The sequence below is a fragment of the Actinomadura flavalba DSM 45200 genome (assembly GCF_000374305.1).
Classification (GTDB): domain Bacteria; phylum Actinomycetota; class Actinomycetes; order Streptosporangiales; family Streptosporangiaceae; genus Spirillospora; species Spirillospora flavalba.
This window is the reverse complement of the sequence record NZ_KB894103.1, coordinates 74,969-100,714: the sequence shown is the minus strand read 5'-3', so window position 1 is coordinate 100,714 and position 25,746 is coordinate 74,969. Positions and strand designations below refer to the sequence as shown.

At 75.0% G+C, this 25,746-nt stretch carries 26 protein-coding genes; 22 read left to right on the top strand and 4 right to left on the bottom strand.

Features of this window, described 5'->3' with window-relative positions; all coding sequences use genetic code 11:
- Positions 1-58 precede the first annotated feature (58 nt).
- Genes C229_RS0126870 through C229_RS0126810 form a run of 13 tightly spaced genes read left to right on the top strand, consistent with a single transcriptional unit; the run spans position 59 to position 13,785 of the window.
- Positions 59-1,675 carry an ABC transporter substrate-binding protein gene (locus C229_RS0126870; RefSeq protein WP_018658226.1) on the top strand — a complete coding sequence of 539 codons (1,617 nt, stop codon included), beginning with the start codon at positions 59-61 and terminating at the stop codon, positions 1,673-1,675.
- Positions 1,672-2,598, top strand: coding sequence for an ABC transporter permease (locus tag C229_RS0126865; protein WP_018658225.1), 927 nt, complete (start codon positions 1,672-1,674; stop codon positions 2,596-2,598). Before C229_RS0126870 ends, C229_RS0126865 begins: the two co-directional genes overlap by 4 nt.
- Entirely contained in the window at positions 2,595-2,738 is a 144-nt protein-coding gene (locus tag C229_RS34560; RefSeq protein WP_018658224.1) for a hypothetical protein, read from the top strand. Before C229_RS0126865 ends, C229_RS34560 begins: the two co-directional genes overlap by 4 nt.
- Complete coding sequence (locus C229_RS0126855; RefSeq protein WP_018658223.1) at positions 2,735-3,577, top strand: ABC transporter permease; 843 nt, start codon at positions 2,735-2,737, stop codon at positions 3,575-3,577. The genes C229_RS34560 and C229_RS0126855 overlap by 4 nt, the downstream gene beginning before the upstream one ends.
- Positions 3,574-5,187: a dipeptide ABC transporter ATP-binding protein gene (locus C229_RS0126850; RefSeq protein ID WP_018658222.1), complete on the top strand. Its 1,614-nt coding sequence runs from the start codon at positions 3,574-3,576 to the stop codon at positions 5,185-5,187. Before C229_RS0126855 ends, C229_RS0126850 begins: the two co-directional genes overlap by 4 nt.
- On the top strand, positions 5,184-6,569 hold the full coding sequence (locus C229_RS0126845; RefSeq protein WP_018658221.1) for an NtaA/DmoA family FMN-dependent monooxygenase: 1,386 nt from the start codon (positions 5,184-5,186) through the stop codon (positions 6,567-6,569). The genes C229_RS0126850 and C229_RS0126845 overlap by 4 nt, the downstream gene beginning before the upstream one ends.
- Entirely contained in the window at positions 6,566-7,765 is a 1,200-nt protein-coding gene (locus C229_RS0126840) for an LLM class flavin-dependent oxidoreductase (RefSeq protein WP_018658220.1), read from the top strand. Before C229_RS0126845 ends, C229_RS0126840 begins: the two co-directional genes overlap by 4 nt.
- A complete protein-coding gene (locus C229_RS0126835) occupies positions 7,762-8,814 on the top strand; it encodes an LLM class flavin-dependent oxidoreductase (protein ID WP_018658219.1) in 1,053 nt (350 codons plus the stop codon). Before C229_RS0126840 ends, C229_RS0126835 begins: the two co-directional genes overlap by 4 nt.
- Complete coding sequence (locus C229_RS0126830; RefSeq protein ID WP_018658218.1) at positions 8,811-9,935, top strand: LLM class flavin-dependent oxidoreductase; 1,125 nt, start codon at positions 8,811-8,813, stop codon at positions 9,933-9,935. The genes C229_RS0126835 and C229_RS0126830 overlap by 4 nt, the downstream gene beginning before the upstream one ends.
- 46 nt (positions 9,936-9,981) lie before the next feature.
- Complete coding sequence (locus tag C229_RS0126825) at positions 9,982-10,542, top strand: (2Fe-2S)-binding protein (RefSeq protein ID WP_018658217.1); 561 nt, start codon at positions 9,982-9,984, stop codon at positions 10,540-10,542.
- Positions 10,539-11,519 (top strand): FAD binding domain-containing protein, encoded by a 981-nt coding sequence (locus tag C229_RS0126820; protein ID WP_018658216.1) that lies wholly within the window; start codon positions 10,539-10,541, stop codon positions 11,517-11,519. The genes C229_RS0126825 and C229_RS0126820 overlap by 4 nt, the downstream gene beginning before the upstream one ends.
- Positions 11,516-13,552 carry a xanthine dehydrogenase family protein molybdopterin-binding subunit gene (locus C229_RS0126815; RefSeq protein WP_018658215.1) on the top strand — a complete coding sequence of 679 codons (2,037 nt, stop codon included), beginning with the start codon at positions 11,516-11,518 and terminating at the stop codon, positions 13,550-13,552. Before C229_RS0126820 ends, C229_RS0126815 begins: the two co-directional genes overlap by 4 nt.
- Positions 13,549-13,785, top strand: a complete 237-nt coding sequence (locus tag C229_RS0126810; RefSeq protein ID WP_018658214.1) for a hypothetical protein — start codon at positions 13,549-13,551, stop codon at positions 13,783-13,785. Before C229_RS0126815 ends, C229_RS0126810 begins: the two co-directional genes overlap by 4 nt.
- Here the strand turns inward: C229_RS0126810 and C229_RS0126805 are convergent.
- Positions 13,782-14,795, bottom strand: a complete 1,014-nt coding sequence (locus tag C229_RS0126805; protein ID WP_155885073.1) for a hypothetical protein — start codon at positions 14,793-14,795, stop codon at positions 13,782-13,784. The genes C229_RS0126810 and C229_RS0126805 overlap by 4 nt on opposite strands.
- Before the next feature lie 110 nt (positions 14,796-14,905).
- Here C229_RS0126805 and C229_RS0126800 point away from each other — a divergent pair, with 110 nt between their 5' ends.
- Genes C229_RS0126800 through C229_RS0126785 form a run of 4 tightly spaced genes read left to right on the top strand, consistent with a single transcriptional unit; the run spans position 14,906 to position 18,386 of the window.
- Entirely contained in the window at positions 14,906-16,414 is a 1,509-nt protein-coding gene (locus C229_RS0126800) for a molybdopterin-dependent oxidoreductase (RefSeq protein WP_018658212.1), read from the top strand.
- A gap of 12 nt (positions 16,415-16,426) precedes the next feature.
- The gene (locus tag C229_RS0126795) at positions 16,427-17,044 is read left to right on the top strand and encodes a fasciclin domain-containing protein (protein ID WP_018658211.1); all 618 of its coding nucleotides are present in this window, start codon (positions 16,427-16,429) and stop codon (positions 17,042-17,044) included.
- 38 nt (positions 17,045-17,082) lie between these two features.
- The gene (locus C229_RS0126790; RefSeq protein ID WP_018658210.1) at positions 17,083-17,670 is read left to right on the top strand and encodes a sigma-70 family RNA polymerase sigma factor; all 588 of its coding nucleotides are present in this window, start codon (positions 17,083-17,085) and stop codon (positions 17,668-17,670) included.
- The gene (locus tag C229_RS0126785; RefSeq protein WP_018658209.1) at positions 17,667-18,386 is read left to right on the top strand and encodes an anti-sigma factor; all 720 of its coding nucleotides are present in this window, start codon (positions 17,667-17,669) and stop codon (positions 18,384-18,386) included. The genes C229_RS0126790 and C229_RS0126785 overlap by 4 nt, the downstream gene beginning before the upstream one ends.
- On the opposite strand, the gene C229_RS0126780 is transcribed toward C229_RS0126785, so the two are convergent.
- Together C229_RS0126780 and C229_RS0126775 are read right to left on the bottom strand one after the other, a co-directional pair.
- Entirely contained in the window at positions 18,383-18,991 is a 609-nt protein-coding gene (locus C229_RS0126780) for a hypothetical protein (RefSeq protein WP_018658208.1), read from the bottom strand. The two genes, C229_RS0126785 and C229_RS0126780, sit on opposite strands and share 4 nt — an antisense overlap.
- Positions 18,991-19,656, bottom strand: a complete 666-nt coding sequence (locus C229_RS0126775) for an O-methyltransferase (RefSeq protein WP_018658207.1) — start codon at positions 19,654-19,656, stop codon at positions 18,991-18,993. Before C229_RS0126775 ends, C229_RS0126780 begins: the two co-directional genes overlap by 1 nt.
- 182 nt (positions 19,657-19,838) lie before the next feature.
- Between C229_RS0126775 and sigE the strand changes: the two genes are divergently transcribed.
- The 5 genes from sigE to C229_RS0126750 all read left to right on the top strand — a co-directional run bounded on the left by sigE (position 19,839) and on the right by C229_RS0126750 (position 24,478).
- The gene (gene sigE / locus C229_RS0126770; RefSeq protein ID WP_033424829.1) at positions 19,839-20,459 is read left to right on the top strand and encodes an RNA polymerase sigma factor SigE; all 621 of its coding nucleotides are present in this window, start codon (positions 19,839-19,841) and stop codon (positions 20,457-20,459) included.
- 45 nt (positions 20,460-20,504) lie between these two features.
- Positions 20,505-21,107, top strand: coding sequence for an anti-sigma factor family protein (locus C229_RS35125; RefSeq protein WP_018658205.1), 603 nt, complete (start codon positions 20,505-20,507; stop codon positions 21,105-21,107).
- The gene (locus C229_RS0126760) at positions 21,104-22,114 is read left to right on the top strand and encodes a hypothetical protein (RefSeq protein WP_018658204.1); all 1,011 of its coding nucleotides are present in this window, start codon (positions 21,104-21,106) and stop codon (positions 22,112-22,114) included. The genes C229_RS35125 and C229_RS0126760 overlap by 4 nt, the downstream gene beginning before the upstream one ends.
- Before the next feature lie 79 nt (positions 22,115-22,193).
- Positions 22,194-23,927: a trypsin-like peptidase domain-containing protein gene (locus C229_RS0126755; RefSeq protein ID WP_018658203.1), complete on the top strand. Its 1,734-nt coding sequence runs from the start codon at positions 22,194-22,196 to the stop codon at positions 23,925-23,927.
- 194 nt (positions 23,928-24,121) lie between these two features.
- Positions 24,122-24,478 carry a sec-independent translocase gene (locus C229_RS0126750; protein WP_018658202.1) on the top strand — a complete coding sequence of 119 codons (357 nt, stop codon included), beginning with the start codon at positions 24,122-24,124 and terminating at the stop codon, positions 24,476-24,478.
- A 70-nt stretch (positions 24,479-24,548) separates the two neighbouring features.
- Here C229_RS0126750 and C229_RS0126745 read toward each other — a convergent pair whose 3' ends face one another.
- The gene (locus C229_RS0126745; protein ID WP_018658201.1) at positions 24,549-25,688 is read right to left on the bottom strand and encodes an Mrp/NBP35 family ATP-binding protein; all 1,140 of its coding nucleotides are present in this window, start codon (positions 25,686-25,688) and stop codon (positions 24,549-24,551) included.
- Positions 25,689-25,746 lie beyond the last annotated feature (58 nt).

Sequence of the window (25,746 nt, the reverse complement as noted above, 5' to 3'; positions counted from 1 at the left end):
AGGTAATAACCGTCGACGCCACGCCCCGGCACCCCCACCGGAAAGGCCGGTACGCCCCATGCGCACCACCGTCCCCCCGATCGCCCTCGCCGCCGCGGCCCTGCTCCTGGCGGCCTGTGGCGGCGGGACGTCCGCGGGCGCCGGCAGTCCCGTGGACGGCGGCACGCTCGTCTACGGCGTCAACAACGAGCCGATCAACCTCGACCCGCACGCCAGCCCGCAGGACGTGACCGCCTCGTTCGCGCGCCCCGTGCTGGACTCGCTCGTCGCGCTGGACGCCGAGGGCCGCGTCCATCCGTGGCTGGCGAAGTCGTGGAAGATCTCCGCCGACCAGAAGACCTACACGTTCCGGCTCCGCGACGACGTCACCTTCAGCGACGGCACGAAGTTCGACGCCGAGGCCGTCAAGGCGAACCTGGAGCACATCGTCGCCCCGGCGACGAAATCGCAGCTCGCCGCGTCCTGGATCGCTCCGTACGCGGGCACGGAGGTGGTCGGCCCGCACGAGGTGCGGGTGACGTTCGACCGCCCGCACGCCCCGTTCCTCGCGGCGCTGTCCACGGCGTACTTCGGCGTCCAGTCACCGACGTCGCTCCGGGCCGGGCCGGAGGCGCTGGCCCGCAGGATCGTGGGCTCGGGCCCGTTCGTCCTGGACGCGTTCACCCCGGGCAAGGGCGTCACGTACCACCGCAACCCGGACTACCGGTGGGCGCCCGAGGGCGCCGCCCACCAGGGCCCGGCGCGGCTGGCGAAGCTGGAGTTCAAAGTGCTGCGCGAGGACTCGGTCCGGCTCGGCGCCCTCACCAGCGGCCAGGTGGACGTGATCGCGTCGGTCCCGCCCGCCAACGTCGCCCGGGTCCGGGCCGACGACCGCGTGACCGTGACGTCCCGGCAGGCGCCCGGCGGCGTCTACTCCTACTACCTGAACAACCAGAAGGGCCCGTTCACCGACGTCCGGCTCCGCACCGCGTTCCGTGACGGCATCGACTTCGCCGCGATCGTGAAGAAGCTGTACTTCGGCGTGTACGCGCCCGCCGACAGCCCGCTGTCCCCGGCCACGCCCGGGTACACCAAAGTGGACCGTAAGTACGACCCGCAGGCGGCGGCCCGCCTGCTGGACGAGGCCGGGTACACGGCCCGCGACGGCGAGGGCTACCGTGTCAAGGACGGCAAGCGGCTCACGGTCCGCTGGCCGTTCGTGCGGGCGGTCGTCCGGGAGCAGCGCGACACCCTGGCGCAGCAGGTGCAGAGCGAGGCGAAGAAGCTCGGCTTCGACGTCCAGATCCTCGACCTGACGCAGCCGGAGTACCTTGAGCGCGTCCCGTCGGGCGACTACGACATCGCCGACCTGAGCTGGCAGCGCGCCGAGGGCGACGCGCTCGGCAACCTGTTCGGCACGGCGAGCATCCCGACCGCGCAGCGGTGGGGTCAGAACATCGGCCGCCACTCCGACCGCGAGCTGGACGGCTGGCTCGACGCCGCCCTCGCCACGACCGACGCCGGACGCCGCGCCGCCCTGTACGGGCAGGTGCAGCGGAAGGTCACCGCGCAGGCCGCGTCGGTGCCGGTGTACGTGTACAGCGCGGTGCTCGGCGTCCGGAAGCGGGTCGGCGGCCTGGCCTGGGAGGCGCAGGCGTTCCCGACGTTCCACGGGGCCTGGACGGCGAAGCCGTGAGGGCCCGCCGGGTCGCCGTCCGCGCCGGGACGTCGGTGCTGGTGCTCTGGGGCGCGCTGACGCTCGCGTTCGCGGCCCTGCACCTCACCCCCGGCGCGACGGTGGACGCCATCATCGGCTCCACGACGGTCGGCCCGCAGGTGCGGCAGCAGATCATCGACGACTACGGGCTGGACCGGTCGATCCCCGCCCAGTACGCCTCCTACCTGGGCCACGTCGTCACCGGCGACCTCGGCCGCTCCTACCAGCTCCACGAGCCGGTGACGGCGGCGATCGGGGCGCGGATCGGGCCGTCGCTCCAGCTCACGCTGGCGGCGGTCGGGCTGGCGGCGGTGACGGCGACGACGCTGGCGCTGCTCACGGCGCGCCGCTCGCGCGTGGTGCGCGGCCTGGCGTCGGGCACGGAGCTGGCCGGGGTGTCGATCCCGGTGTTCTGGGCGGGCATCCTGCTGCTGACGGTGTTCTCGTTCCAGCTCGGGTGGTTCCCGGCGGCGGGCGACGACGACCTGCGCGCGCTGGTGCTGCCCGCCGTCGCGGTCGCGATCCCGCTGACGACGATGCTGGCGCAGGTGCTGCGCGAGGGCCTGGAACGCGTGCTGGACGAGCCGTTCGTCCTCACCGCCCGCGCGCGCGGCATGGGCGACGCGGCGGTCCGCCTGCGGCACGCGCTCCGGCACGCGGCCCTGCCGGCGATCACGCTGCTCGGCTGGATGCTCGGCATGCTCATCGGCGGCCTGGTCGTCACCGAGACGGTCTTCTCCCGCCAGGGCGTCGGGCAGCTCATGCTCGGCGCCGTCGCGGGCAAGGACCTCCCGGTCGTCATGGGCGTCGTGCTCCTCACGGCGACCGTCTACGTCGTGGTGAACATCGTGCTGGACCTCGTCTACCTCGCGGTGGACCCAAGACTGCGGACCACGGCGTGACGGCCGCGCGGGTCACCACCCCGGCGCGTCGCGCCGTCCGGCTCGCGCCGGACGTCCGGGCGGCGTGGCCGTTCCCGGTGCCGCTCGTGCCGGTCGTCGTCCGCCGTGGGGCGGACCCGAGGCCGGGGGCGACGGCGTGACGGCCGCGCTGGTCGCCGCGCCCGCGCGGCGGGGCCGGTTCGCGCCCGGGGTGTGGGCGGCGGCGGTCTTCCTGGTGCTGCTCGCGGTGGCCGCGCTGGCGCCGGGGCTGCTCGCGCACGGGTCGCCGAACGACGCCGACACGATGGCCGCGTTGCAGGGGCCGGGGGCCGGGCATCTGCTCGGCACCGACGCCAACGGCCGGGACATCGCGACGCGGATCGTGCACGGGGTGCGGCCGTCGCTGCTCACCGGGCTCGGCGCGGTCGGGCTCGCCGTGACGGCCGGGACGCTGCTCGGGCTGTCGGCCGGGCTCGGCGGGCGCGTCGTCGACGAGATCGTCATGCGGGCCGTGGACGTGCTGCTGTCGCTGCCGAACCTGCTGCTCGCGCTCGTCGTGCTGACGATCCTCGGCCCCGGCACGGTCAACGCCGTCTACGCCATCGCGCTGTACCTCGTGCCCGGCTATGCCCGGCTCGTCCGCGTGCAGGTCCGGGTGATCCGCACGTCCGGGCACGTGGAGGCGGCGACGTCGCTCGGCCTCACCCGGCTGCGGATCATCCGTCGGCACATCCTGCCGAACGCGTTCGCGCCGCTGCTCGTCCTCGTCACCGTCGAGATCGGCATCGCGATGGTGGCGGGCGCGTCGCTGAGCTTCCTCGGGTTCGGCGCCCGGCCGCCCGACCCCGAGTGGGGCGCGATGCTCGCGGCGGGCCGCGACTACTTCTCGGTCGCCTGGTGGGTCGCGGTGTTCCCGGGCCTGGCGATCACCCTCACCGTGCTGGCGTTCACCGTCGTGGGACGCCGGTTCCAACTCCGTCTGGAAGGCAGGACCGCATGACCGCGCTCGTGGAGGTCGAGAAACTGACCGTGGCGTTCGGCGGGACGACGGTGGTGCGCGACGTCGCCCTGCGCGTCGACCCCGGCGAGTGCGTCGCGATCGTGGGGGAGTCGGGGTCGGGCAAGAGCGTCACCGCCCGCACGCTGCTCGGGCTGACCGGCGACGGCGCCGACGTGCGCGCCGAGACGTTCCGCGTGGACGGCGAGGACGCCACCTTCCACACCGAGCGGCAATGGCGCGCGATTCGCGGCGCCCGGATCGGGTTCGTCCTCCAGGACGCGCTCCAGTCCCTCGACCCGCTCCGCCCGGTCGGCCGGGAGGTCGCCGAGACGCTGCGGCTGCACGGCCTGCTGCCCCGCAAGGAGGCGCGCGCCCGCGCCGTCGAGCTGCTGCGCGCGGTCGGCGTCCCCGAACCGGAGCTGCGCGCGACGCAGTACCCGCACGAACTGTCCGGCGGGCTGCGGCAGCGGGCGCTGATCGCCTCGGCCATCGCCGCCGACCCGCCGCTGCTCATCGCGGACGAGCCCACGACGGCGCTCGACGTCACCGTGCAGGCGCAGATCCTCGATCTGCTGGAGGCGCGCCGCCGCACCGGCACCGCGCTGCTGCTGATCAGCCACGACCTCGCCGTGGTGTCCCGGCTCGCCGACCGCGTCCTGGTCATGAAGGACGGCGAGGTCGTCGAGGAGGGCGCCACCGCCGACGTCCTGGACCGTCCCGGGCACCCGTACACGCGGACGCTGCTCGCCGCCGTCCCGGACGGCACCACGCGCGGCACCCGCCTGTCGGCCGCCGGACGGGCCGCGCCGCGCCCGCCGCGCGAACCGGGCGACGTCGTGCTGGAGGCCCGCGACCTCACCAAGCGGTTCGGTGACCGCACCGCCGTGGACGCGGTGTCGTTCACGCTCCGCGCCGGGGAGACGCTCGGCCTCGTCGGGGAGTCCGGCTCGGGCAAGACGACGCTGGCCCGGCTCGTCCTCGGCCTGCTCGACCCCGACGGCGGCGAGGCCGCCGTGGACGGGCGGCCGTGGGGCGAGCTGACCGCGAAGGAGCGGCGGGCGCTGCGCCGCCACGTCCAGGTCGTCTACCAGGACCCGCTGGGCTCGTTCGACCCGCGCTGGAACGTCCGCCGCGTCCTGCACGAGGCGCTGGAGGTCGGTGACGTGCCGAAGCGGGACCGCGACGCCCGCGCCGCCGCGCTGCTCGACCAGGTCGGGCTGCCCGCCGCGACGCTGGACCGCCGCCCGCGCACGCTGTCGGGCGGGCAGCGGCAGCGCGTCGCCATCGCCCGCGCGCTCGCCCCCGGCCCGCGCGTGCTCGTCTGCGACGAGCCGGTGTCCGCGCTCGACGTGTCGGTGCAGGCGCAGGTCCTCGACCTGCTCGCGGACCTGCGCGACGAACTCGGCATGGCCTACCTGTTCGTCTCGCACCACCTGGGCGTCGTGCAGCACGTCAGCGACCGCGTGGCCGTCATGAAGGACGGCGTGATCGTGGAGACCGGCCCGGTCGCCGACGTGTTCGCCGCCCCGCGCGCCGCCTACACCCGCGCGCTGCTCGCCGCGATCCCGCGCATCGAACCGTCCCGCACCTCCCTGGAGGCCACCACATGACCGTTCCCCCCGCCGCGCGGCCTCCCCGGCCGCGCAAACAGGTGCATCTCGCCGCGCACTTCCCCGGCGTCAACAACACGACGGTCTGGTCCGACCCGCGCTCGGGCAGCCAGATCGACTTCGCCTCGTTCGTCCACCTCGCCCGGACCGCCGAGCGCGGCAGGTTCGACTTCCTGTTCCTCGCCGAGGGGCTGCGGCTGCGCGAGATGAAGGGCCGCATCCACGATCTGGACGTCGTGGGCCGCCCCGAATCGCTGACCGTGCTGTCCGCGCTCGCCGCCGTCACCGGCCGCCTCGGCCTGGCCGCCACCGTGAACTCCACGTTCAACGAGCCCTACGACGTCGCCCGCCGCCTCGCCTCGCTCGACCACCTGTCCGAGGGACGCGCGGCGTGGAACGTCGTGACGAGCTGGGACGCCTTCACCGGCGAGAACTTCCGGCGCGGCGGCTACCTGGCCGAGTCCGAGCGGTACTCCCGCGCCCGGGAGTTCCTGCGGACGGCGCGGGAGCTGTGGGACTCGTGGGCGCCCGGCGACCTGCTCGCCGACGCCGCCGCCGGGACGTTCCTGCGTCCGGGCGCCGGGACGTTCGCGCACACCGGCCCGCAGTTCGACATCGCGGGCCGGTTCGCGACGCCGCGCCCGCCGCAGGGCCACCCGGTGATCATCCAGGCGGGCGACTCCGACGAGGGCCGCGAGTTCGCCGCCCGCGACGCCGACGTGATCTTCAGCCGGCACAGCCGCCCGGACGAGGGCCGCGCGTTCTACAAGGACGTCAAGGCCCGCCTCGCCAAGTACGGCCGGACCTCCGCCGACCTGAAGATCCTGCCCGCCGTCACCTACGTCCTCGGAGACACCGAGGCCGACGCCGCCGAGCGCGCCGCCGAGATCCGCGCCGCGCAGGTCGGGCCGCGGACGGCGCTGGCCTTCGCCGAGGGCGTCTGGGGCCTCGACCTGTCCGGGTACGACCCGGACGGCCCGCTGCCCGACGCCGAACCCGACCCGGGCGAGGGCGTCTCCAAGGGCCGCGCCCAGTTCCGGGGCGACCGCGCCGCCGTCGTGAAGCAGTGGCGCGAGACGTCCGCCGCGCACGGCGGGCTCAGCCTGCGCGAGACCGCGATCGAGCTGTGGGGACGGCACACGTTCGTCGGCACCGCCGCGTCGGTCGCGGACCAGATCGACGCCGCCGTGCAGACCGACGTCGCGGACGGGTTCATCTTCGTCCCGCACCTCACGCCCGGCGGGCTGGACGACCTGGTCGAACACGTCGTCCCGATCCTCCAGGACAAGGGCGTGCACCGCACCGAGTACACCGGCACGACGCTGCGCGACCACCTCGGTCTGGCCGCGCCGCGCCGCGTCCGCGAGGAGGCAGCCCGGTGAGCACGCTCCATCTCGCCGCCGCGCTGAACGGCGCCGGCTGGCACCCCGCCGCGTGGCGGCACCCGGCCGCACGCCCCGCCGCGCTGTTCACCGCCGGATACTGGACGGACCTGGCCGCCGAGGCCGAACGCGGCCTGCTCGACCTGGTCACCATCGAGGACTACGTCGCGCTCCAGTCGTCGCTGCCGGACGGCCCCGACGACCGCGTCGACCGGGTGCGCGGCTGGCTCGACGCCGTCCTGGTCGCCGCTCGGGTCGCTCCGGCGACGTCGCGGGTCGGGCTCGTCCCGACGACGAGCACCACGCACACCGAGCCGTTCCACGTATCGATCGGCATCGCGTCGCTGGACTACGCGTCCGGCGGCCGGGCGGGCTGGCGGCCCCAGGTGACCGGCCGCGCCGACGCCGCCGCGCTGTTCGGCCGCCGCGACATCGCCGGGTTCCATCCCGGCACCTACGGCACGCCCGAGGCGGAGCCGATCGCGACCGAGCTGTTCGGTGAGGCCGCCGACGCGATCGAGGTCGTCCGGCGGCTGTGGGACTCGTGGGAGGACGACGCCGAGATCCGCGACGCCCCCACCGGCCGGTTCATCGACCGCGACAAACTGCACTACATCGACTTCGAGGGGCCGTTCTTCTCGGTGCGCGGCCCGTCGATCACGCCGCGCCCGCCCCAGGGGCAGCCGTTCGTCGCCACGCTCGCGCACGACACGCTGCCCTACGAGCTGGCCGCGCGCGGCGCCGACGCGGTGTTCGTCACGCCGCACTCCACCGGCCACGCCCGGTCGATCCTGGCCGAGGTGCGGGCGGCCGAGGAGAGGGTCGGCCGGGCACTGCCGCCGCTCAAGGTGCTGGCCGACGTCGTCGTGTTCCTGGACGACGAGCCCGGCGCCGCGCGCGCCCGCAAGGAGCGGCTGGACGAGCTGGACGGCGCCGCCCTCGACTCCGACGCCGAGATCTTCACCGGCACCCCCGCCGAACTGGCCGACCTGCTGCTGGACCGCCGCGCCGCCGGGCTCGACGGGTTCCGGCTGCGTCCCGGCGTCCTCCCCCACGACCTGGCGAAGATCAGCGGCGGTCTCGTTCCCGAACTCCGGCGCCGGGACGCGTTCCGCACGGAGTACGCGGCCGCGACGCTGCGCGGGCACTTCGGGCTGGAACGCCCGGCGAGCCGCTACGCGGGGAGCCCGGCGTGAAGTTCATCGCGCTGACCCTCATCGGCGACCTCCCCGATCCGGACACCGGCGAGCGCACGCCGCCGTGGGTGCGGCTCCGCGAGGTCGTGGAGCACGCCGTGCTCGCCGAGGAGCTGGGGTTCGACGGCATCGCGGTGGGGGAGCGGCACGAGCGGCCGTTCCTGTCGTCGTCGCCGCCCGTCGTGCTGAGCGGCATCGCCGCCCGCACCTCCCGCATCCGGCTGTTCACCGGCGTCACGACGCTGAGCCTGCTCGACCCCGTCCGCGCCTACGAGGACTACGCCACGCTGGACCACCTGTCCGGCGGACGGCTCGAACTCATCATCGGCAAGGGCAACGGCACCGCGCAGGCGCGGCTGTTCCACGTCACCGAGGCCGACCAGTGGGACCGCAACCGCGAGGGCTACGAGCTGTTCCGGCGGCTCTGGCGCGAGGACGCCGTGACCTGGTCGGGCCGGTTCCGGCCCTCGCTCACCGACGCCGAGGTCTTGCCGCGCCCGCTGCCCGCGCCGCCGCGCGTCTGGCACGGCAGCGCCACCAGCCGCGCGTCCGTCGAGCTGGCCGCCGAGTACGGCGACCCGGTGTTCTCCGCCAACGTCACCCACCCCATCGAGCCCTACGCCGAGCTGGTCGCGCACTACCGCGAACGGTGGGCCGCGCACGGCCGCGACCCGGCCGACGCGCTCGTCGGCGCGGGCACCGCCGGGCTGTACGTGGCGCCGCGCTCGCAGGACGCGCTCGCGGCGTACCGGCCGCTGTTCAACGCCCGCCTCAAGATGTTCGCGGACCGGGGCATCGACCCCGTCTTCCCCACCCTGGAGGACGCCGTCGAGCGCGGCTCCATCCTCGTCGGCAGCCCGCAGCAGCTCGTGGACAAGCTGCTCGCGCAGCACGAACGCCTCGGCCACGAGGTCGTCCACGTGCAGGCCGAACCCGACGGCCTCGGCGCCGCCCGGCACCGCGCGTCGCTGGAACTGTTCCAGGCCGAGGTCGCGCCCGCCGTCCGCGCCGCGATCCCGAGCCGCCCCTTCCCGGAGAGGACCCCATGACCCGCGTCCCCCTCTCGATCCTGGACCTGTCGCCCGTCCCGTCCGGCGGCACGCCGGGGCAGGCCCTGCGCGACTCGCTCGACCTCGTCCGCCGGGCCGAGGAGTTCGGCTACCACCGGTACTGGTTCGCCGAGCACCACCTGGCGGCGGGCGTCGCCGGGTCGGCCCCCCAGATCCTCATCGCGCTCGCCGCCGCCGCGACGTCCCGTATCCGCGTCGGCTCCGGCGCCGTGCAGACCGGCCACTGGACGCCGCTCGCCATCGCCGAGCAGTTCGCCACGATCGACGCCCTGTACCCCGGCCGCGTGGACCTGGGGATCGGGCGTTCCGGGCAGCGGCGCAAGGAGATCACGGCCCGCGCCGCCGCGCCGCCGCCGAGCAGGGAGCGGCACGTCGTGGACGGCCTGCTCATCCCCGAGCCGTTCGACTTCCGCTACCTGGCCACGTCGCCGGTGGTCGAGGTGTACCAGGCGGCGCTCCAGCAGCCCGGCGCCGAGGCGCCGCAGTTCGGCGATCTCGTGGACGACCTCGTCGGCCTCCTCGACGGGACCTACCGCTCGCCCGCCGGCACCCCCGCCCGGTCCGTCCCCGGCGCGGGGCACGCGCTGGAACTCTGGATACTCGGCAGCACGGCGGGCGAGAGCGCGCGGGTCGCGGGCGAACGCGGCCTGCCGTTCGCGGCGAACTACCACGTGAGCCCCGCGACCGTCCTGGAGGCCGTGGACGCGTACCGCTCCGCGTTCAAGCCGTCCGGCGTCCTGGACGCGCCGCACGTCCTGGTCTCCGCCGACGTCGTCGTCGCCGGGACCGACGCGGAGGCCCGCGAACTGGCCACCGGCTACGCCGCCTGGGTGCACAGCATCTGGACCGGCCAGGGCGCCGTCCCCTTCCCGACCCCGCAGGAGGCCGCCGCCCACCCGTGGGACGAGGAGTCCCGCCGCCTCGTCAAGGCCCGCGTCGACACCCAGTTCACCGGCGCCCCCGCCACCGTCCTCGAACGCCTGGAAACGCTCCGGCGCGTCACCGGCGCCGACGAGCTCCTGGTCACCACCATCACGCACGACCATGCCGACCGCGTCCGCTCCTACGCGCTCCTCGCGGAGGCGTGGCGGGAGGGTTGATCGGGGCTTGGGGTGAGGGGGCCGTGATCCGGGGTAGGGCGCGGGCATGGAGAGTGCCGACTCCGGCGCGCCGGTAACGCGCGCCGACATCACCCTGACCGTCAACGGGGACCTGCTGCGGATCGACGTGGACACCCGTTCCTCCCTGCTGGACGTGCTGCGCGAGGGGCTCGGGCTCACCGGGGCCAAGAAGGGCTGCGACCACGGGCAGTGCGGCGCGTGCACCGTGCTGGCCGACGGACGGCGCGTCAACGCGTGCCTGCTGCTGGCCGTCGCGGCCGACGGGCTGGAGGTCACGACCGTCGAGGGGCTCGCCGACGGCGACGTCCTCAGCCCGGTGCAGGAGGCGTTCCTGGGCCGCGACGCCTACCAGTGCGGCTACTGCACGCCGGGCCAGCTCTGCTCGGCGACCGCCGTGCTGGACGAGGCCGCCCGGGGCTGGCCCAGCGCCGTCACCGCCGACGTGGCCGACGCACCCGACCTGGACGACGCCGAGATCCGCGAGCGGATGAGCGGCAACCTGTGCCGCTGCGGCGCGTACGTCAACATCGTCGCCGCCGTCCGCGAGGCCGCGAGCCCCGAGCCGGTGCAGGAGGTCGTGCGGTGAGGTCGTTCACCTACGCGCGCGCCGCCACCGCGCAGGACGCGCTCGACGCCTGCACCGGCGAGACGCGCTACCTCGGCGGCGGCACCAACCTCGTCGACCTGATGCGGCTCGGCGTCGAGACGCCCGGCAAGCTGGTGGACGTCACCCGGCTGCCCCACGACGCGATCGAGCACCGCCCCGACGGCGGCGTGCTCATCGGCGCCGCCGTCCGCAACAGCGACCTGGCCGCCGACCCCGGCGTCCGGGAACGGTTCCCCGTCCTCTCCGAGGCGCTGCTGGCCGGGGCGTCCGGGCAGATCCGCAACCAGGCGACCGTGGGCGGCAACCTGCTCCAGCGCACCCGCTGCGCCTACTTCCAGGACGTCTCCAAGCCCTGCAACAAGCGCGCCCCCGGCTCGGGCTGCCCGGCGATCGAGGGCGAGCACCACAACCTGGCCGTCCTCGGCGCCTCGCCGTCGTGCGTGGCGACGCACCCGTCCGACATGGCCGTCGCGCTGTCGCTGCTCGACGCGCGCGTCCGCGTCCGGCGGCGCGACGGCGAGGACGTCGTCGCGCTGGACTCCCTCTACCGCGATCCGGGCGACGACCCGTCCCGCGACACCACGCTCGACCCCGGTGACCTCATCACCGGCGTCGAGATCCCGGGCCCCGCCGGTATGCCCGCCAAGTACCGGAAGGTCCGCGAGCGGGCGTCGTTCGCGTTCGCGCTCGTCTCCGTCGCCGGAGGCATCGACGTCCGCGACGGCCGCATCCACGACAGCCGCATCGCGCTCGGTGGCGTCGCGCACCGCCCCTGGCGCGCCCGCCGCGCCGAGGACGTCCTGCGCGGCGCGCCCGCCACCGAGGAGAGCCTGCGCCGCGCCGCCGCCACCGAACTGGAACGGGCCGAACCGCTGCGCGACAACGGATACAAGGTCTCGCTGGCCGCGAACCTCATCGTGGCCGTGCTCGGCGACCTGATCGGAGGACGGTCATGAGGGTCGAGGGACGCGCCAAGATCACCGGCGCCGCCCGGTACGCCTTCGAGTACCCGGCCGACGACGTCGCCTACGTCATGCCCGTGCAGGCCGCCGTCGCCAAGGGCGAGATCGTGGACGTCCGCGTCCCCGACCTGCCGGGCGTGCTGTCGGTCCTGTCGTGCCTGAACGCGCCGGAGCTGAACGAGGTCCCCGACGCCGAGCTGATGCTGTTCCAGTCGCGCCGCGTCTCCTACCGGGGCCAGCTCGTCGCGGCCGTCGTCGCCGACACGCTGGAGACGGCCCGCGAGGCGGCGCGCCGCGTCGGCGTCACCTACCGGGAGGACGACGCCGACGTCCTGCTCACCCCCGACCATCCGGGCCTGTACGCGCCCGACCAGGTCAACGGCGGCTTTCCGACCACCGAGGAGACCGGCGACGCCGACGCCGCGTTCGCCGCGTCCGACGTCACGGTCGACGCCACCTACCGGACGCCCGCGCAGCACAACAACGCGATGGAGCCGCACGCCGCGCTCGCCGAGTGGACCGGCGCGGACGAACTGCTCGTCCACGACTCCAGCCAGGGCGCGGTCACCGTCCAGAGCACGCTGAAGAAGCTCTTCGGGATCGAGCGGGTGCGGGTGGTCTCGTCGCACGTCGGCGGCGGCTTCGGTTCCAAGGGGACGCCGCGCCCGCACGTCGTGCTCGCCGCGATGGCCGCGCGCGGCGTGGGCCGTCCGGCCAAGATCGCGCTGACGCGGCAGCAGATGTTCGCCGCCGTCGGCTACCGCACCCCGACCGTGCAGCGGCTCCGCCTCGGCGCCGACGCCGACGGGCGGCTGCGCGCGATCACCCACGACGTCGTCGTGCAGACCTCGACGGTCCGCGAGTTCACCGAGCAGGCCGCCACCGCCACCCGGCACATGTACCGGACGCCCAACCGGTACACGACGCACCGCGTCGCGGCGCTGGACGTGCCGTCGCCGTCGTGGATGCGGGCCCCGGGCGAGACGCCCGGCATGTTCGCACTGGAGACCGCGATGGACGAGCTGGCGCACGCCGCCGGTGTCGACCCCGTCGAGCTGCGCCTGCGCAACGAGCCCGACCGCGATCCCGAGACCGGGCTGCCGTTCAGCTCCCGGAACCTGGCCGCCTGCCTGCGCGAGGGCGCCGAGCGGTTCGGCTGGGCGCACCGCGACCCGCGTCCGCGCGCCGAGCGGCGGGGACGGCTGCTGATCGGCACCGGCGTCGCCGCCGCGACCTACCCGGCGACGACGCTTCCCGCGCGGGCCCGCGCCCGCGCCGACGCCGACGGGTCGTTCACCGTGCAGATCGCCGCCACCGACATCGGCACCGGCGCCCGCACCGCGCTGACGCTCGTCGCCGCCGAGACGCTCAAGGCCGACCCGGGCGCCGTCACCGTCGAGATCGGCGACAGCGACCTGCCGAAGGCGCCGCTGGCGGGCGGCTCGATGGGCACCGCGAGCTGGGGCCACGCCGTCGCGCGGGCGTGCGAGGCGCTGCTGCACAAGCTCGACGACCCGCTCCCGCAGGAGGCGTACGTCGACACCAAGCAGGAGCTGTCCGAGCGCGCCGACTACGCCCGGCACGCGTTCGGCGCGCACTTCGCCGAGACGTCGGTCGATCCGGACACCGGCGAGGTCCGGGTGCTGCGGATGCTGGGCGTGTTCGCCGCCGGGCGCATCGTCAGCCCCACCACGGCCCGTTCGCAGTTCCTCGGCGGCATGACGATGGGCCTCGGCATGGCCCTCATGGAAGAGGGCTACCTCGACCCGCTGTTCGGCGACTTCGCCAACCACGACCTGGCCCAGTACCACGTCGCGGCCTGCGCCGACGTGCCCGAGCTGGAGGCGCTGTGGATCGACGAGGCCGACCCGCACCTGAACGCCATGGGCTCCAAGGGCATCGGTGAGATCGGCATCGTCGGCGCCGCCGCCGCGATCGGCAACGCCGTCCACCACGCGACCGGGGTGCGCTTCCGGGAGCTTCCGCTGACGCCGGCGCGCGTCCTGCCCGGTCTGGAGGACCGATGATCATCACCGCCGAGCACGTGCAGCGGCTGCTGGACGCCGAGGGCGAGGAGGCGGCGCTCGTCCTCATCGGCGGGCGGGCCGAGGTCGTCGCGGACGCGGCGGACTCCGGCGGCCTGCTCGTCACCGACCGGCAGGACCTGCTGCGCCGCGTCGAGGCCGAGGGCCGCACTCCGGCGACGCTGGAGCGCATCGCGGCGGGCCTGGACACGGCCGTCGCCGACCTCGGCGGCTAGGCGTCCGGGGCGTGGGTCCGCGCGATCCACGCCCAGACGCGCCGCCGGTGCAGGAGCGCGCCCGCGACGGTGAGGGAGAGCGCGCCCGCGATGAGCAGGACCGCGCCCGCCGCCGCCAGCGCGGCCACGCCCGTCGCGGCCGACATGAGGTGGATGGCGAGCAGGCCGACCGTGAGCAGCGTGCCGAGGTTGAGCCCGGTCAGGGCGAGCGCCCACGTCGTCAGCGGCGCGCCCGCCCACACGCGGCGCAGCACGGCGACGACCGCCGGGGGCACGGCCAGCAGGGCGAGCAGGGGCAGCGGGTGCGGGCCGTGCCCGTCCCGCGCGGCGGCGACCGTCCCGGCGCCGAGCTGGAGGGTGCACGCCAGCGTCCAGCCGCCGAGCACGATGACGACCGCGACGACCTCGCCCGGGCGCCGTCCGGCGCGGCGCTCGTCGTCCTCGCCGCGCCGCAGGTAGTGCCCGATGCTCCACGGCGACCGGCGTGCGGCCAGGTCCCGGACGAGCGTGCGGGGCCCGTCGCCGCGCCGGACGTGCGGCGCCCGCGCGTGCACGGCCGCCAGGAACGGCCGCCAGTCCTGCCCGCGCGACGCGGTGCGCAGCCGGTACGCGCCGTCCGCCGCCCACAACCCGGCCATCTCGGGATGCCGGGCCCCGAACCCGGCATCGGCCGGGAACAGGCTGATGACGCCCGGCGCGGCCACGACCGCCGCCAGCTCGCCCCAGGGCACCGACCAGCCCTCCCCGGCGATCCCGTCCCCGCGCACCGCGACCCGCACCGGCCCACCGGCCCGCCGCACCAGGAGGCAGACGCCGAGCGCCGCCGCGAGCAGCACCGCCCCGGCCCCGCCCCACGCGACGGCCGCATCCGGCTCTCCCGCGACCTGCGCCAGCGCGGCCCCGAACACGCCGACGCCCCCCGCCCATGCCGAGCCCGCCGCCACCGGCCCCCACCGCGCGGCGGCCACCGGATCGAACTCGAACGCCGTAACGTCCTCGCGAACTGTCACTCTCCGTAAATACCCACGGATCGGACGTCACGCCCCCCGGGTGCGCCGGGCCGCCCGAACTTTCTGCGAAACGCACCCATCCGCCCCCGCCGGGGCTCCGAATGACCGGCATGACGCAGACGGGACAGCGGGCGGGAAGGATCACCGCCGCGGGCGCGGGCATCGTGGCCGCGGCCGTCGCCCTCGGCGTCGCCGAACTGTGCGCGGCGTTCGTGCGCCCGCAGGCGGCGCCGCTCATCGCCGTGGGCGGCGCCGGGATCGACCGCACGCCCGAGTGGCTCAAGAGCTGGGCCATCCGGACGTTCGGCGAGAGCGACAAGGCCGTCCTGCTCGGCGGTCTCGTCGCCGGAGTCGCCGTCCTCGCGGCGCTGCTCGGACTGCTGGGGCGCACCCGGCCGCGCTGGGCCGCCGCCGGATTCGCCGCGTTCGGCGCCGTGGGCGCCGCCGCCGCGCTGACCCGCCCGGACGCCGGGCCCGCCGACGCCGTCCCCGTCGTCCTCGGCGCGTGCGCGGCGACCGGCGCGCTGCTGCTCATGCTGCGGCCGCCGCGTCCGGTGCTCGCGGGCTCGCAGCGCCGCGCCTTCCTGATCTTCACCGGCGTCGCCGCCGGGACGGGCGTCCTCGGCCGCGTCCTCAACGCGCGCCGCGACGTGGCCGCCGCCCGCGACGCCATCCGGCTGCCGCCCCCGGCCGACCCCGCCAAGCCCCTCCCGGCGGGCGCCGACCTGCGCGTCAAGGGCCTCACGACCTTCACCACGCCGAACAAGGACTTCTACCGCGTCGACACCGCGCTCACCCTGCCGCAGGTCGACCCGTCCGACTGGACGCTGCGCGTGCACGGCCTCGTCGACCGGCCGTTCGAGATCACCTTCGACGAGCTGCTGCGCCGCCCCCTGACCGAACGCGACATCACGCTCACCTGCGTCTCCAACGAGGTCGGCGGCCCCTACGCCGGGCACGCCCGCTGGCTCGGCGTCGACCTCGCCGACCTGCTCCGCGAGGCGGGCGTCCGTGCGGGCGCCGACCAGATCTTCAGCCGCTCCGCCGACGGCATGACGATCAGCACGCCGCTGTCCGCCGTCCTGGACGGCCGGGACGCGCTGCTGGCCGTCGGCATGAACGGCGAGCCGCTGCCCGTCCGGCACGGCTTCCCGGCCCGCATGGTCGTGCCCGGCCTGTACGGCTACGTCTCGGCGACGAAGTGGGTCGTGGACCTCAAGGTCTCCCGCTTCGCCACGGACCGGGCGTACTGGACGCGCCGCAGGTGGGCCGAGCAGGCGCCGATCAAGACCATGGCCCGCATCGACGTGCCCCGCGCGTTCGGCGAGGTCAAGGCGGGCCGCGTCCCCATCGCGGGCGTCGCGTGGGCGCAGCACCGGGGCATCGACGCCGTCGAGGTCCGCGTCGACGGCGGCCCGTGGCGCCGCGCCCGCCTCGCCCCCGTCCCCAGCTCCGACACGTGGCGGCAGTGGTTCCTGGAATGGGACGCCACCGCCGGCAGCCACCGTGTCGAGGCCCGTGCCATCGACGGCACGGGCGCCGTCCAGACCGAGCGCCGCGCCGACCCGATCCCCGACGGGGCGTCGGGGTGGCACTCGGTCGTCATCACCGTCACCTAGAGGAGAAGTGTCATGAACGTCCGCATTCTCGGTTCCGTCGCCGTCGCCGCCGGTCTCACGCTCGGCCTGGCCGCCTGCGGCGGCGGTGACTCCGACGACGCCGCGACCGCGCCGACGTCCAGCGCGCCCGCCGCCACCTCCAGCGCCCCGATGGCCGACGGCCCGTTCGGCCCGGCCTGCGCGTCGGTGCCCAAGGAGGGCGCGGGCAGCTTCCAGGGCATGGCCGCCGACCCGGTCGCCACGGCCGCGTCGAACAACCCCGCGCTGTCCACGCTGGTGACCGCCGTCGGCAAGGCGGGCCTGGCCGACACGCTGAACTCGGCCCAGGACATCACGGTGTTCGCGCCCACCAACGACGCGTTCGCCAAGCTGCCCAAGAAGGACCTGGACGCCGTCCTGGCCGACAAGAAGAAGCTGACCGACATCCTCACCTACCACGTGGTGAAGGGGAAGCAGGCCCCGCAGGCCATGGGCGCCGGTGAGTTCACCTCGCTCCAGGGCGGGAAGGTCATGACGACCGGTTCGGGCGAGTCGTACACGGTGAACGACTCGGCGAAGGTCGTGTGCGGCAACGTGCCCACGCGCAACGCGACCGTGTACATCATCGACTCGGTCCTCATGCCGAAGTGACACCCATCCGGGACGACGCACCGCGACGAAGGAGGAACGTGGACCTCTCACCCGTTCCCTCCGCGCGCCGCCGTGAAGCCGACGACGGCGACCTGACCGACCTCTTCCGGCACGTCGCCCGCGGCGACGAGGACGCGTTCGCCCGCCTCTACGACCGGGTCTCCGGACCCGTCTACGGGCTGGTCCTGCGCGTGCTGCGCGACCCCGCGCAGTCCGAGGAGGTCGCGCAGGAGGTGATGGTCGAGACGTGGCGCACGGCGGCCCGTTTCGACCCGTCCCGGGGGAGTGCGATGGGGTGGGTGCTGACGCTGGCCCACCGCCGCGCCGTGGACCGGGTCCGTTCCGCGCAGGCCGCGACCGACCGCGAACTGCGCTCCCACCGGGGCGACGGACCGGCGTTCGACGAGGTGACCGAGGCGGTGGAGCACCGGCTGGAACGCGAGCGGGTGCGCCGCTGCCTCGGCGGCCTCACCGAGATCCAGCGCGAGTCGGTCACGCTGGCCTATTACGGCGGCTACACCTACCGTGAGGTCGCCGAACTCCTCGGGGCCTCACTGGGCACCGTGAAGACGAGGATGCGCGACGGCCTCATCCGGATGCGCGACTGCCTGGGGGTGGAGAGATGACCCATACCCTCGCCGGGGCGTACGTCCTGAACGCGCTCAGCGATGAGGAACGCCGCGAGTTCGAGGCGCACCTGGCCGGCTGCGAGACCTGCGCGGAGGAGATCCAGGGGCTCCGGGAGACCGCCGCGCGGCTGGGGATGGCGGCGGCGCGCCCGGCCCCGGACGGGCTGCGCGCCCGGGTGCTGGCCGAGGCGGGCCGGACCCGGCAGGAGCCGCCCCGGCTGCGCGACGTCCGCGCCGCCCGGTTCCGCCGGGCCGGACCGGCGCTGCTCGCGGCGGCGTCGCTCGTGCTCGCGGCGCTGTTCGGCGCGGGCTGGTTCGGCGCCGAACGCCGCGCCGACCAGGTCGAGGCGCGGGAGCGGCGGACGGCGGCGCGCGAGGCCGCGCTGAACGCCGTGCTGTCCGCGCCCGACGCCGTCGCGGTCACGGCGTCGGTGCGGGACGGGGGCCGGGGCACCGTCGTGATGTCGCGCTCGCACGACCGGGCGGTCGTCGTGATGAGCGGCATCCCGCGCGCCCCGCACGCCCACACCTACGCGCTGTGGCTGATGGGGGCGGGCGTCCCCGAGCCGGTCGGCACGATGGAGCGGGCCGCCGGGCCCGTCATGATCGACAACGTGGGGCGGGCGCGTCAGGTCGGCATCACGATCGAGCCCGCCGGGGGTTCGCCCGCGCCGACGACCCGTCCGATCTTCGCCGCCGAGCTGCCCGCCTAGCCGGTGCGGCGGTCCACCACGGGGATCTCGTGGCGGGCCCGGATGGCCTTGACCAGGGCGGGGAGCGGGACGTCCCAGCCGGGCCCGACCGGCAGGCACCACCGGGACGCGGTCTCCGCGCCCTCGGGCAGCGCCGTCTTGGGGACGTCGGGCAGCGTCAGCGCGACGAGATGGGGACGTCCGGCGGTGCGGACCATCTCCTTCATCTCCTCGGTGGGCAGGAAGACGAGGTAGTCCTGCTCGCCCTTGCTCGTGCCGTCCACGCCGCGCCGCAGCGCGCCGAGCGCGGACACCTCCTCCCAGCGCAGCCGGGGGCCGCGCGCGGCGGGCAGCGGCCACGACGCCGGGCGCAGCACGCCCTCGTCGTCGACGACGAGCACCGGGCGCCGCACGAACAGCCGCCCGACGGCGACGAGCAGCCCCGCGCCGAACAGCACGACGCCGACGAGCCCCAGCCCGGTGAACACCGCGCCGCCGAGCCCGAAGCCGCGCAGCACGCCGCCGGTGACGAACGCGACCGACGCGGCCACCAGGATGAGCGCCGTCACCACCTGCGTCAGCGCGCGCCACCGCTCGGCCTTGGCGCGGACGACGAACGGCTCCATCAGTCCCTCTTGACCGCGCACAGCAGCCCGTCGCCCACCGGCAGCAGCAGCGGCACCAGGCGCTCGTCGTCGCGGACGAGCCGCCCCACCTCGCGGATCGCCTCGGTGTCGGGGTCGACGTGGGCGGGGTCGGCGACGCGGTCGTGCCAGAGCGCGTTGTCGAACGCGACGACGCCGCCCGGCCGCAGCAGCCGCAGCGCCGCCGTCAGGTACTCGGGGTACTCGCGCTTGTCGGCGTCGCAGAAGACCATGTCGTAGGCGCCGTCGGTGAGGCGCGGCAGCACCTCCAGCGCCCGGCCGACGATCATGCGGGTGCGGGACGCGCCCAGCCCCGCCTCGCGGTAGGCGATCTTGGCGAGCCGCTGGTTCTCGTGCTCGACGTCGACGCTGGTGAGCACCGCGTCGCGGGCCATGCCGCGCAGCAGCCAGATGCCCGAGACCCCGCAGCCGGAACCGACCTCCACGACCGTCCGCGCCCCGATCAGGGTGGCGACGAACCGCAGCGCGGCGCCTCCGGCGGGGCTGATGGGCGTGGCGCCCGCCTCCTGCCCGCGCCCGCGTGCGCGCTGCAACGCCTCGTCCTCGGGGAGGTACTCCTCCACGTAGGCCAGGGTGGCCGAAATGGCGTCGATGGCTGCCTCCTCGCGGAACCCCGCCTGGCTCATGCTGGAAAGACCATATCGCTGACCGGGAACCAACCGCGGTTCCAGCGCGTTCTAGCCGGTGATGACGTCAGCGGTGCGCGCACCCAGCGCGCGCCGGTGGCACGAGCACGACGCCCCAGCCCAGGCGCGACCGTGTCCTACCGACGGCAGCGTGTCGGTCATCAGAGAGGAACCGCCGCAGCATGGGAGTGGCAGCACTGAGCTTCAAGGGCGCCGCCGGAGTCGCCCGCGCGCCGGGCGTCCGCGAGAACGCGCCCGAGGCGGAGTGGGCTCCGCCCTCGTGGGACGAGGTCGTCCGCGAGCACTCGGCCCGCGTCTACCGGCTGGCCTACCGCCTCACCGGCAACCAGCACGACGCCGAAGACCTCACCCAGGAGGTCTTCGTCCGCGTGTTCCGCTCGCTGTCGAGCTACACGCCGGGCACGTTCGAGGGCTGGCTGCACCGCATCACCACCAACCTCTTCCTCGACGGCGCGCGGCGCCGCAAGCGCATCCGCTTCGAGGGCCTGGCCGACGACGCCGCCGACCGCCTCCAGGGCCGCGAGCCCACCCCGGCGCAGACGTTCGACGACCGCAACTTCGACGCCGACGTCCAGGCCGCGCTCGACGCGCTGGCGCCCGAGTACCGGGCGGCGGTGGTGCTGTGCGACATCGAGGGCCTCTCCTACGAGGAGATCTCCGCGACCCTGGATGTCAAACTGGGAACGGTGCGGAGCCGCATCCACCGGGGCCGGGCGCAGCTCCGCGCGGCGCTGGAGCACCGCAGACCGCGCGGCGGCGTCACCGGCGGCCCGCGCGGGTGACGCGACCCGTTCGCGACTGAACCATTCGGATCGACGAGGAGCCACGTGAGCTGTCTGGGGGAACGCCTGACCGCGCTGGTCGACGGCGAACTCGACCACGACGAGCGCGACGCCGCGTACGCGCACCTGACGGGGTGCGCGGCGTGCCGCGCCGAGGCCGTGATGCTGCGCGGGCTCAAGGGGCGGCTGCGCGGGCTCGGCGACGGCCCGGCCGAGCAGCGGGACACCCCGTCGGGCGACTTCCTCGCGCGGCTGCGGGCGCTGGCCGAGCAGACCCCGCACGACACGCCCGATCCCGTCCGCGACGCCGTGCCGGTGTCCGCGTCGGCGTTCCGGCCGCGCCGCGCACCGTCGCGGCCCGCCGGGCACGCGCGGGTCCGGCCGGGCGACGGCCGTCCCGCCGCGCGCGTCGGCGCGCTGCGCGATCCGCGCCGCGCGGTGGTGGCCGTGGGCGCCGCGACGCTGTTCCTCGGGCTCGGCAGCGCCACCTACCTCGCGGGCGACCGCGACGACGCGCCCTACGTGACGCCCGCCTTCGACCGGTTCGCGGTTGAACACGCGCTGGTGTCCGGCGATGTACCGGTCTCCGATCCGCTGACCGACCCCCGCACGTTCCAGACCGCCGTGCCCCTTCCACCGGGGCCGTGACCGGGCGCTTCCGCGTGCCGTACGGCCGGGGCTGCGCCCTGGCCGCCGGCGGTCTCGCGGCCGTCCTCACCGTGGCGGGCGGCACCGCCGCCGAACCCCGCGACCGCGTCCGCCGCACCGACGACGCCGACGCGCAGCGGCTGCTGCGCGCCGCCGCCGACGCCGCCCGCGACCTGCGCTACGAGGGCCGCCGGTTCCTCACCACGTGGGGGAACGGCCCGACGACCGCGCACGTCGCGGTCGTGCACGAGCCCGGCGTCGGCACCGGCTACGCGTCCGCCCGCACCCCCGACCTCGCGAGCGAGCCGATCGCCGCGACCTTCGACCTGCTCGACGGCAACTACACGCTCGTGCGCGCGCCCGGCACCACCCTGCTCGGCCGCCGCGTCCACGTCGTCGAGGCGTACCGGCCGCACGGCGGCGTCGCCGGGCGCTTCTACCTCGACGCCGCGACCGGCCTGCTGCTGCGCCGCGAACTGCTGGACGCCGCCGGAGGCCCGGTCTGCACGAGCGGGTTCAGCAGCATCCGCGTCGGGACTGCGGGCACGGTGCCGCCCTCGGCGCGGGTCGAGACGCCGTGGCCGGGCCGCCTCGACGCCGCCGCCCGCGCCCGGCTGCGCGACGGCGGCTGGCCGGTGCGCGAGGCGCTGCCGGGCCGCCTGCGGCTGTACGACGCGCGCCGCGCCGCCGACGGCACCGTCCATCTCGGCTACTCCGACGGCCTGGCCACCGTGTCGGTGTTCGTGCAGCGCGGCGAGCTGGACGCCCGCGAGCTGGCGGGCTGGCGACGCTCCGGCGGCGACGGCCGTCCGGTGTTCCGGCGCGACGGGCTGCACCGCTGGGCGGTGACCGGCGGCGGCGGGTACGTCGTCACGGTCGTCACCGAGGCGCCGGAGTCCACGGCGGCGGGCGTCGCCGCGCTGCTGCCGCCGCGCGGCGAAGCCCTCCCGGCCCGGCTGGCGCGGGGCGCGCGCAGGCTAGGCTCATGGGTCAATCCGTTCGATTGAAGGCTTTACGTTCGTCACATGCCCGCCGGGGCACGATGGGGCGCGACGATGAGGACCATGCTCGGTAGGAGAGATGGGGATGACGGAGAAGAACCACGGGCCGGCCGGATCGCCTGCGGATGACGGCCCCGTCCCCGGGTTCGGGCGCGACCGGCACGACGAGGAGCCCGGCGCGGCCCCGGCCGACGGTCCCCCGCGCACGGTGTTCGACCAGGAGATCCCGGCCCCCGAGACGCCCGCGGACAACGCCGAGACGGGCGACCGCCGCGTCGCGGGGCCGTCCGCTCCGGGCGACGACCAGGGGCGGCAGGGCGGCTGGGCGTCGCCCGAGAAGAGCCCGTCGGCCGCTGCGGCCGACGACCAGGGGCAGCGGGGCGGCTGGACGTCGCCCGAGAGCGGCCCTCCGGCGGACGACGAGGCGCCCGCCCGCTGGGCGGCGGCGGAGCACGGGCAGCCGCCCGCGCAGCACGGCGCCGTACCGGCCGACCAGGCGCCCGGCGACGGCCGCCACCGCCCGGCGTTCGTGCCGTACAACCAGCCGCCGGCCGCCGCGCCGTACGGCTGGCCGCAGCACGGCCACGGGCAGCCGCCACCGGCGCCGCCCGGCCCGCCGCACGGCGGTCCGCCGCCCGCGCCGCCCGGTCCCCGGCCGATGGCCGGATACGGGCAGCCGCCCGGCGGGCCGAACTGGGCGCCGGTGCCGCCGGTGGCGCGGGAGCCGCGTCGCGGGCCCGGTCTGGGGCTGCTCGTGCTGATCGTCGCGATCGTCGGGCTGGTGTCGGCCGGGGTCGGGGCGGGGATCGCCGTCCTCGCGACCGACCGCGACTCGGGCACCGTCAGCCTCGGCGGCTCGCCGGGCGCGGGCCCGGCCGCCAAGAACCGCCCGCCGGACTCCGTCGCCGGGATCGCGCAGAAGGTGCTGCCGAGCGTCGTGATGATCCGCGTGTCGGGCGGCGGCGAGCAGGGCGCGGGCACCGGGTTCATCGTCAAGAACGGCTACATCGTCACGAACAACCACGTGGCGGCGCCGGGCGCGAACGGGCAGATCCAGGTCATCTTCAACGACAAGAAGACGCTCACCGCCAAGATCGTCGGCAACGACCCGAGTTCCGACATCGCGGTGCTCAAGGTGGACGGCGCGCACTCGCTGCCCGCGCTGACCCCCGGCAACTCCGACGAACTGGCCGTCGGCGACCCGGTCATCGCGATCGGCTCCCCGCTGGGCCTCCAGGGCTCGGTGACGACGGGCATCGTCAGCTCGATGAACCGCGCCGTCCCGACGCGCGGCGACGGCGGCGACACCTCGTTCCTCAACGCCATCCAGACCGACGCCGCCATCAACCCCGGCAACTCGGGCGGTCCGCTCGTGGACGCCCGGGGCAACGTGATCGGCATCAACACGGCGATCGCGACGGTTCCCAGCCAGGGGCTCGGCGGGGGACAGGCGGGCAACATCGGGCTCGGCTTCGCGATCCCCATCAACCAGGGCATCCGCGTCGCGGAGGAGATCATCAACACCGGCAGCGTCAAGCAGGCGAAGATGGGCGTCATCCCCGACCCCCAGTCGCAGAACGGCGCCAAGATCCTCGACCGCGAGATCCAGGGCCAGAAGCCCGTCACCCCGGGCGGCCCGGCGGACAAGGCGGGCCTCAAGCCCGGCGACGTCATCACCAAGGTCGACGACCGCCCCATCGAGGACGCCTCCGACCTCATCGCCCTCATCCGCAGCAAGGCCCCGGGCGCGAAGATCAAGGTCACCTTCCAGCGAGGCGGCCAGGAACAAACGGTAGAGGTCACCCTCGAAGCAGGCTGACCCTCACCCGATCAGGCGGGCCGGTGGATTTCCCACCGGCCCGCCTCGCCGTTTCCGCCGGGCGGGGGAACGTGGGGGAGCGGGTGGGTGAACGCACGTTCGGGGGGCTGCCGGTAAGGCGTGAACGGGCGATACGCTGGTGCGGAACCGGCCCCGGTGCGGGGACGGGTTCGTCGGGAGTGTGGAGGACCGGGGTGTTCGACGTCGGAATCGGCGAGATGGCGGTGCTCGTCGTCCTCGCCCTGGTGATCTTCGGCGACAAGCTCCCGCAGGCGGCGCAGCAGCTCGGGCGCACGCTGCGCCAGATCCGGCTGATGGCCAACAACGCCAAGGCCGAACTCCAGGACAACCTCGGGCCGGAGTTCAAGGACTTCGACGTCAACGACCTCAACCCCAAGGCGTTCGTCCGCAAGCACCTGCTGGAGGACGACCCGAACGACTTCCCCCGCCCGTCCCGCCCCCTGGACGACGACCCGCTCTACGCGTCCACGGCGTCCTCGCCCCCGCTCGACTACGGCGAACGCCCCCCGTTCGACAACGAGGCCACCTGACCCGGAAGGGTCGAGAACGCACGACGCCCCCCGCCCCGGACCGGGACGAGGGGCGCGCGGAACGCGGGTGTCAGCGGCGCTTGGGCGAGATGCCCAGGGACATGCCCGCCAGGCCGCGCGAGCGGCCGCCGATCTTGTCGGCGATGGTGCGCAGCTCCTTGGCGGCCTCGGCGTCCGGGTCGGACAGGACGAGCGGGGTGCCGTTGTCGCCGCCCTCGCGCAGCCGCGCGTCGATCGGGACCTGGCCCAGCAGCGGCACGCGGGTGCCGAGCGTCGTCGCCAGCGCGTCCGCGACGGTCTGCCCGCCGCCGCTGCCGAAGATGTCCTGCCGCTCGCCGCAGTGCGCGCACGTCAGGTACGACATGTTCTCGATGACGCCCACGACCTGCTGGTGCGTCTGCGCCGCGATGGCGCCCGCGCGCTCGGCCACCTCGGCGGCGGCCTGCTGCGGCGTCGTCACGACGAGGATCTCCGCCGACGGCAGGAGCTGCGCGACCGAGATCGCGATGTCGCCCGTGCCGGGCGGCAGGTCCATCAGGAGGATGTCCAGGTCGCCCCAGTAGACGTCGGCGAGGAACTGCTGGAGGGCGCGGTGCAGCATCGGCCCGCGCCAGACGACCGGCTGGTTGCCCGCCGTGAACATGCCGACCGAGATGACCTTCACGTCGTGCGACGACGGCGGCATGATCATGTCTTCGATCTTGGTGGGCGAGTGCTCCACGCCCAGCATGCGCGGGATCGAGTGCCCGTAGATGTCGGCGTCGACCACGCCGACCTTGCGGCCCTGCGCCGCCAGCGCCGCCGCGAGGTTGACCGTCACCGACGACTTGCCGACGCCGCCCTTGCCGCTCGCGACCGCGTACACCTTGGTCAGCGAGTTGGGCTTGGCGAACGGGATCTCCTTGGCGGCCTCGCCGCCGCGCAGCTTGGTCTGGAGGTTCTTGCGCTGCTCGTCGCTCATGACGTCCAGCTCGACCCGCACGGACGTGACGCCGTCGAGTCGCTGCACGGCCTCGGTGACGTTGCGGGTGAGCGTGTCCTTCATGGGACAGCCGGCCACGGTCAGGAAGATGCCGACGTGCACGGCGCCGTCCGGCGCGATGTCGACGTTCTTGACCATGTCGAGCTCGGTGATGGGCTTACGGATCTCAGGATCGTTCACCGTGGCGAGCGCCGCGGTCACCTGCTCGGTCGTCAACTGGAGGGCCATGCCCCCATGGTATGAACTGTTCGGGGATGCCCGCGAACCCGGCCCGCCGTACGATCGG

Excerpts from the sequence above, each read along its gene's own strand:
- sigE (WP_033424829.1), top strand. The coding sequence starts at position 19,839 with ATGGGAGTGGCAGCACTGAGCTTCAAGGGCGCCGCCGGAGTCGCCCGC.
- C229_RS0126800 (WP_018658212.1), top strand. The coding sequence starts at position 14,906 with ATGACGCAGACGGGACAGCGGGCGGGAAGGATCACCGCCGCGGGCGCG.
- C229_RS0126830 (WP_018658218.1), top strand. The coding sequence starts at position 8,811 with ATGACCCGCGTCCCCCTCTCGATCCTGGACCTGTCGCCCGTCCCGTCC.
- C229_RS0126780 (WP_018658208.1), bottom strand. The coding sequence starts at position 18,991 with ATGGAGCCGTTCGTCGTCCGCGCCAAGGCCGAGCGGTGGCGCGCGCTG.
- C229_RS0126825 (WP_018658217.1), top strand. The coding sequence starts at position 9,982 with ATGGAGAGTGCCGACTCCGGCGCGCCGGTAACGCGCGCCGACATCACC.
- C229_RS0126845 (WP_018658221.1), top strand. The coding sequence starts at position 5,184 with ATGACCGTTCCCCCCGCCGCGCGGCCTCCCCGGCCGCGCAAACAGGTG.
- C229_RS0126870 (WP_018658226.1), top strand. The coding sequence starts at position 59 with ATGCGCACCACCGTCCCCCCGATCGCCCTCGCCGCCGCGGCCCTGCTC.
- C229_RS0126785 (WP_018658209.1), top strand. The coding sequence starts at position 17,667 with ATGACCCATACCCTCGCCGGGGCGTACGTCCTGAACGCGCTCAGCGAT.
- C229_RS0126775 (WP_018658207.1), bottom strand. The coding sequence starts at position 19,656 with ATGAGCCAGGCGGGGTTCCGCGAGGAGGCAGCCATCGACGCCATTTCG.
- C229_RS0126850 (WP_018658222.1), top strand. The coding sequence starts at position 3,574 with ATGACCGCGCTCGTGGAGGTCGAGAAACTGACCGTGGCGTTCGGCGGG.
- C229_RS0126745 (WP_018658201.1), bottom strand. The coding sequence starts at position 25,688 with ATGGCCCTCCAGTTGACGACCGAGCAGGTGACCGCGGCGCTCGCCACG.
- C229_RS0126755 (WP_018658203.1), top strand. The coding sequence starts at position 22,194 with ATGACGGAGAAGAACCACGGGCCGGCCGGATCGCCTGCGGATGACGGC.
- C229_RS0126815 (WP_018658215.1), top strand. The coding sequence starts at position 11,516 with ATGAGGGTCGAGGGACGCGCCAAGATCACCGGCGCCGCCCGGTACGCC.
- C229_RS0126810 (WP_018658214.1), top strand. The coding sequence starts at position 13,549 with ATGATCATCACCGCCGAGCACGTGCAGCGGCTGCTGGACGCCGAGGGC.
- C229_RS0126795 (WP_018658211.1), top strand. The coding sequence starts at position 16,427 with ATGAACGTCCGCATTCTCGGTTCCGTCGCCGTCGCCGCCGGTCTCACG.